General features: G+C 33.4%; 4 protein-coding genes. All 4 read right to left on the reverse strand.

The annotated features are described in order from the left end of the window. Positions 1–124: 124 nt before the first annotated feature. Positions 125–1,369, reverse strand: coding sequence for an imidazolonepropionase (gene hutI, locus ACFFIT_RS04325; protein ID WP_385876422.1), 1,245 nt, complete (start codon positions 1,367–1,369; stop codon positions 125–127). A 110-nt stretch (positions 1,370–1,479) separates the two neighbouring features. Continuing rightward, positions 1,480–2,631, reverse strand: coding sequence for a formimidoylglutamase (locus ACFFIT_RS04330; RefSeq protein ID WP_385876423.1), 1,152 nt, complete (start codon positions 2,629–2,631; stop codon positions 1,480–1,482). Between the two features lie 90 nt (positions 2,632–2,721). Beyond that, positions 2,722–3,438 carry an IclR family transcriptional regulator gene (locus tag ACFFIT_RS04335; protein WP_385876424.1) on the reverse strand — a complete coding sequence of 239 codons (717 nt, stop codon included), beginning with the start codon at positions 3,436–3,438 and terminating at the stop codon, positions 2,722–2,724. Positions 3,439–4,385: 947 nt separating this feature from the next. Continuing rightward, positions 4,386–5,672, reverse strand: a complete 1,287-nt coding sequence (locus tag ACFFIT_RS04340; protein ID WP_385876425.1) for a dicarboxylate/amino acid:cation symporter — start codon at positions 5,670–5,672, stop codon at positions 4,386–4,388. Positions 5,673–6,773 lie beyond the last annotated feature (1,101 nt).

Below are 6,773 nucleotides of genomic sequence, written 5' to 3' on the forward strand. Positions count from 1 at the left end.
TGTTTTAAAAGGTTTTGATAACTCATTAAGTTCACTTTCAGTCCTTGTTTGCTTGTTTACTTTCAATACTCTTTCTTATTATTGCTTCTTATTCTGTCTTTTTATGAACTGATAGGTTTTCTGCTCAATGCTTTCGAAACTCTCCTTTATATATTCTTTGCACCAATGGGTTTTTACCTAGTTCATAAAAAATTTCCACAGGCTGATCAACAGCCCAAATGGCTAAATTAGCCAAATAATTAGGCGAAATAACTCCAATAGAGGTTGATCTATTAAGTGCCTTGGCTGCATTAACTGTGACTCCCTTTAAAATCTCTTTTGGCGTAAGATTGAATTGGACAGCAGCCATATTCATAGCTAATCGTATTGATGCCATAGGTGCCGTACCTGGATTAAAATCGGTTGACACCGCTATAGGTATTTTGTGGCGTCTTAATAAATCAATTGGCGGAAGCTTAGTCTCTTTTAAAAAATAGAATGCTAAGGGGAGGAGCGTTGCTACTGTACCTGAATTTTTCATAAGCAAAATGTCACTTTCCTCGAGATACTCTATATGATCGACAGACAAGCCCTTGAATTTGGCGACAAGTCCACTTGCTCCTAAATGAGATAATTGTTCTGCATGGGCTTTAATCGGTATACCTAGCGAGTGGGCCTTTTCAAATAATCGTTTTGCATCGTCTAGGGAAAATGCAATTTTTTCACAAAAAATATCTACAGCTTCAAACAGTCTTGCGGTAAAAAAATCAGGAAGCATTTTGTCAATCACTAAATCTAAGTACGCACTTTTGTTATGTATAAATTCGTTCGGGACAGCGTGTGCACCTAAAAAAGTAGGAGATATATCGATAGAATGCTTGTTTTGCAATTCTTTTATGACCTTTAACGTTTTGAGCTCACTATCATAATCTAGCCCATACCCTGTTTTGATTTCTATCGTTGTAACCCCTTCATTCATGAGTGAGTCTAATCTTGGTAGACTTAAATTATATAATTCTGCCTCACTACTTTCTCTTGTTGCTCTTACCGTACTTAAAATCCCACCTCCCTCTTTGACAATGGATTCATAAGTTGCACCATTTAATCGTTTTTCCCATTCATAGGCACGGTTTCCTGCAAAGACAAGATGGGTATGACAATCGATGAGACCTGGGGTTACTAACATATTTTTTAAATCATGATATTCTATGTCATTACTATTAAACGCATAATGCCCCTCATCCTTTGCGATAAGCCCAATAATTTGCTCATTTTGAATAAGTAAATCATGAGCATGTAAAATGCCCGTCTTATCAGCAAGTGGGTGATGTGAAGCCCAATATCTCCCATTAATTAATCGTTTAATACTTAAATTTTTGCTCTGAGTCATATTTACTCCAGAAAATTAACAAAGTATTGATTGCGTCTTGAAAATGTGTGTTAAAGATACCTATCGTTTAAATAAAAGAGAAATCCATATTCCCACAGAGTGATAATTGCTTATTTTTGTTGATAAATATGTTGTAATTTTGTTAACTGCGTCACTAAATAGGCAGCTAATTGCGCTGTGCGATCATCTATGTCGTAGTGTGGATTAAGCTCTGCTATGTCAACTAATCGCACTTTTTTACTTTGGTAGATAAGAGACAAAAGTATTTCCACCATTTCTAGTGAAATTCCTTTAGCTGACGGAGCACTGACTCCTGGAGCTTGCATAGATGAAAATACATCTAAGTCTATACTGAGATAAATATGATCAACATTTTTGATAAAATCAACTAAGAGATCTTTTCTGTCTAAAAAACTATTAGGGGACAATTCTTCATCTTTAATAACCGTCACTGCTAGCTGTTTTGCTGTTTCAAATAGCTTAGCTGTATTACTATTGACGTTAATTCCAAGGCAGCAATAGTGAAATGGAATTCCCAGCGCTTGGAATACACTGGCTATTTGTAAAAAGGGAGTGCCTGAAGTTGAGCGATCATCTTCTCGTAAATCAAAATGAGCATCGATATTAATAATTCCAATTTTAATTTCACTAAACTGCTGACTGATTGGTTCTAGATTACCTTGTAAAATATTTTGACACCGCTGAAAAAAATCATCATTCTCGTACATGTTTCTATCAGGGCTTGTGTAGGATAAGCTTGACTTCTTAGCATCCATTTGGTTTCCCGAATTAGAATTTATATCTTTAATAAGATAACCAGCTAGCCCTAGGGCATTACCAAACGCGATTTCGTGTCCTCCTCCAAGCAAAATGGGATGGTATTTTTTTAACAAAAGATTAGTTACGATTTTGATTTGTTCCTCTTGAAAATGTTCAAGCTGATTCGTCTCGCAAATATGATCACCAAAATCAGTGATGCAGTAGTCATCATGAACAGCTATATTTGCTAGTTTTTTTCTAATTAACAGTGGTCCCTCTACAGCGCCTAGGCGCCCTTGATTTCGATTAACTCCCTCATCAGTTCTAAGTCCAAGTAAAGCCATTTTGGACTTAACTTTTCGGTTCGACAAATGAGATGAACTATCCTCTTCATTTTGAGTTATCAATTGCAATTGGTTTAACTCTCTTGTTTTCACAATATTATGCCAACGCCTGTGTAATATCCCGTCACCATCGGAACGCCCTGTCCAATTAAATGTCATTATTAATACTCCTTTATCTTACTTACTTATTTAGGGAAAAAAGAACAATTAACACACCAATAATGTTCATAAGAGCTTTTAAAATCATAATTAGAGTGTTAAATATTCCATAATTGATTTAGTGCATGATCTAGTTGCTTCAATCAAATCCGCTTCTCTTCCCTCTGCTCTCATCGCAGGGCACATAGTCGTAATAACCCCTAACAGCCTATTTTTGTTAATAATAGGAGCTGATATACCCCAGATCCCTTCATCCACTTCACCTTGACTTGTTCCAAAGCCCTGCTTTTTTACTGATCTCAACTCAGCTAAAAAAACAGATACATCGTCTAAGCTATTCTGATTGTACTTTATGGCTTGGAGTGCTTCTTGTTTATCCATGAACGCTAAAAGTGTTTTTGCGGTTGCACCTTTATTTAAAGGCGTTCCTTTGCCAACAGAAAAGGAGCATCTAAGTGCATGCTGACTCTCAACCAGCTCGACACAGATGGCTTGTAATTTGCAAGGTACCATGAGTGCAACTGTTTCTTTTGTCTTAACCGATAGTCTCAGCATTTCAGGTTTTGCAATGTCTAACAGCCCATTATTTTGAGAAAAATTATTTGCCATTTGTAACGCTATAGCCCCTAAAACATAGCCTCCTTTCTCTTTCGCATCGACAATAAACCGATTTTTTTTTAATACACTCAAATATCTATAAACACTGGATACAGGTATATTTAAATGCTTAGCAATCATTAAAGGAGATGAGGGTCCCTCCTTACAAGCAATATAGGACAAAATATCTAGTAATCTATTATTAGTCATAGTCCTCCTTAAAAACTCAATTAAAAAAACACATCACAAATTTAAACATTTCTTTTTTGGTTTGGCACTAGATTTAAAGCTAGCTAAATTTTTTCGATTAACTCCCGTATTCGTTTTAGCAATTCGGGAGTTAGGTCATTAAGTTATCTATTTAGTTATTGAGCTATTTATCACAAAAGACTCTACTGAGTATTCATGTTCCATTACCCCTGCATTGCAATTTCTATAAGTTTCTATTCTTTAATGAGCGATAAAATAATGATGCTTAAGAATACACATAATGCAGAGTACTAATAAGTTAAGCGCAATGACTAATTTATTCTCAGATTGTGAGAATAAATTAGTCATTATTTTGAAGTAGAGCAAAATTATTCATGAGAAACAATAAAATAAATGAAACAAATTTTAACTAATTACTCTCTTTGTTATAATTGAAATGTGTTTGTAATCCCGCTAAAAATAAATTTTATTGGCAACTTGATGTAAGTTTTGTAAAAGATGTTTGTAGATTAAGGATCGCTGCTGCCCCGCTAAATTTATAGTTGCTTAGTAAAGTCGTATTGAATCTATTAAAAAATGAAACGACTACCAAAATAGGGAAATTACATTAGCTAAGCTAAAAGAGATATGAAAATTAGAGTAAGAAAGATGATAAGAGCATAGAAGGTAAATATTTCACTTATAATTTAATATATTTAGAGGAAATATTTTTTAGATTATTAAAATGAGTATTTAAAAGGGTTTAGTATTTACAGTTCTTAATGAAACATTTATTTGATGCTTGCATAATGATTTTAATTTAGATGAAATCAAATCATTTATAGAATATAGGGGACTAGATTTGAGTTCTTTTAGACGTATTAATTTACTAATATTTGGAAATTCAGATAACTATTAACCTAGGTAATAAGTCAGCTTACCCTATTTTACTACCCAGGTTCAATATTTTAGATTTGTTCTACAGAAACACTCTTCGGATCGTTTAAGACTGTTTTTAGCTGATCTTTATCAAGTTCACCAGTAAAACTTCCAACAACCACAGTAGCAACAGCATTACCCACTAGATTAGTCAGTGCCCTAGCTTCTGACATGAATCTATCTATTCCATAAATAATACCTAATCCCGCAGCAGGAATTGCGCCAACGGTATCTATCGTCGCAGCTAATACAATAAACCCACTACCTGTAACACCCGCTGCACCTTTAGATGTAACAAAGAGCACAGCAAGAAGGAGAATTTGTTCATATATAGTGATAGGAGAATTAGTCGCTTGTGCAACAAATATAGCTGCCATTGTAAGATAAATTGATGTGCCATCTAAGTTAAACGAATAACCGGTAGGAAGAACTAATCCTACGCATGATTTTTTAACACCCAACTTTTCCATTTTAATCATCATACGTGGTAACACTGATTCAGAGGAGGAAGTACCTAATACAATCAACAATTCATCTTTAATATAACGAACCAATTTAAATACACTAAAACCTCTTAATCGACAGACAATACCTAAAATAACAAATATAAAAATAAGGCACGTTAGATAAAACACTCCCATTAACTGTGCTAAGTTAAGTAATGAAGATACGCCATGTTTACCTATTGTAAATGCCATTGCACCAAACGCACCTATTGGTGCAACTTTCATAATCACGCCCACAATACCGAACATAATTTCCGAGAATTTTTCAATTTGAATAAAAATGACATTTTCTTTTCCACCATGACGCTGTAAAACGAATCCGAAAATCACTGCAACAAAAAGTACTTGTAATATTTGACCACCTGCAAAGGCTCCAACAAATGTTTCAGGTATGATATTAAGAAAAAATTCAGGGACAGTTTCTAATTTTTTACCTTGAATGGAGGAAATTTCTTCAAGTGAATTAGCATCGATATTCATACCCTGGCCAGGTTTTAATACATTAACAATAATTAAACCAAGGATAAGTGCAACTGTACTCATTACTTCAAAATACAACAATGCAATTCCACCCGTTTTACCTACATTGCGCATATTGTCCATACCGGCGATCCCCATTACAACTGTACAGAAAATAATAGGTGCAATCGTCATTTTAATGAGTTTAATAAAACCTTTACCAAAAGGTTCCATCTGCTGGGCAAGTTGCGGGTAAAATATTCCTAATGCGATGCCAATTACCACGGCAACTAAAACTTGCATATAGAGAATTTTGTACCAAGGTTTTTTATTTGTTTGCTTTGTGTTCATTCTGCCTCCTTATTTTTTAGCGCAGGCAGTATACAGATTCAAAGGCTATAAAACATGAATTAGTTCACGTTATTTTAATAAATATTTGCTTTTTATTATTCTTTGCACAATAAAAAAGCAATTATACAATTATTGCAACAATTCACGATTAAAATTCAATCTAGATTAAAAGGATATAGAACACTTGTATTAAAAATAAAGCATCTGACTTTACCAAATTAACTTTTGTTTGATCGTTTTTTTAAAGTGTAATTCATCAGGTTTATAAATCATTTCAACGCTTGTTTTACTTGTTGTAGTAGGCCATTCATAGCTATTGCTTATGCGTTACATCAAAAAGAGAGTTAAAACTGTTGTCCACTTTTTAAGCTTAGTAATAATAAAATGATCACTAAGATGAGATGAGATGAGATGAGATGAGATGAGATAAATATTACTGATTCAATACAATTTATATCAAATACAGATTTGATCATTTTTGCCGTCATAGGTATTTATTTCTTCATTTCGAGAAGCGGAATTATATGCAATAAATTCAGTGTAGTTCTGTTAAGAGATGCCAAATTTTTTGCTGCAATCTTATTATAGAAAGCGCTTTGATCTTCCTTTAATGTTACAGAGACTATCCAATTTAATTTATTTTATATACCTGAGTGCATAAGAAAGATTTTAAATACTTTTACTGCACGCTTTACCCTTGTGCAAGCATAAGAAGAAATAACATGAGTTCCTATTTTTTTAGTTTGTTTTATCCACTATTTTAACTCAGATTAAAATTGAAATTATATTCATCAATAAACTGAAGTAATTCTACGGATATCTGAACATTTTCATCCGATAATTTGGTCGTATAGAGATAATACGTTTGACTAATTACTTTAATTTCACAAGCTAAAAGAATATTTGTCTAATGCCTATGTGTTTAACTCTTTTGGTTCGATAATATTCCTATACGCTTACTTTAGTACTTTCCTTTATTCGCTTCTTACCTAATTTTGATTTTTTGCACTCTCAAAAATTCATTTTTTGAACTATGAATTTTTTTTCATGTTCTGCAAACTTTTTCATCATAGGCATAACTATGCCAGTAAATTTTAATCT

This window comes from Thorsellia kenyensis (assembly GCF_042432445.1).
Taxonomy (GTDB): domain Bacteria; phylum Pseudomonadota; class Gammaproteobacteria; order Enterobacterales; family Thorselliaceae; genus Thorsellia; species Thorsellia kenyensis.

Excerpts from the sequence above, each read along its gene's own strand:
- hutI (WP_385876422.1), bottom strand. The coding sequence starts at position 1,369 with ATGACTCAGAGCAAAAATTTAAGTATTAAACGATTAATTAATGGGAGA.
- ACFFIT_RS04330 (WP_385876423.1), bottom strand. The coding sequence starts at position 2,631 with ATGACATTTAATTGGACAGGGCGTTCCGATGGTGACGGGATATTACAC.
- ACFFIT_RS04340 (WP_385876425.1), bottom strand. The coding sequence starts at position 5,672 with ATGAACACAAAGCAAACAAATAAAAAACCTTGGTACAAAATTCTCTAT.
- ACFFIT_RS04335 (WP_385876424.1), bottom strand. The coding sequence starts at position 3,438 with ATGACTAATAATAGATTACTAGATATTTTGTCCTATATTGCTTGTAAG.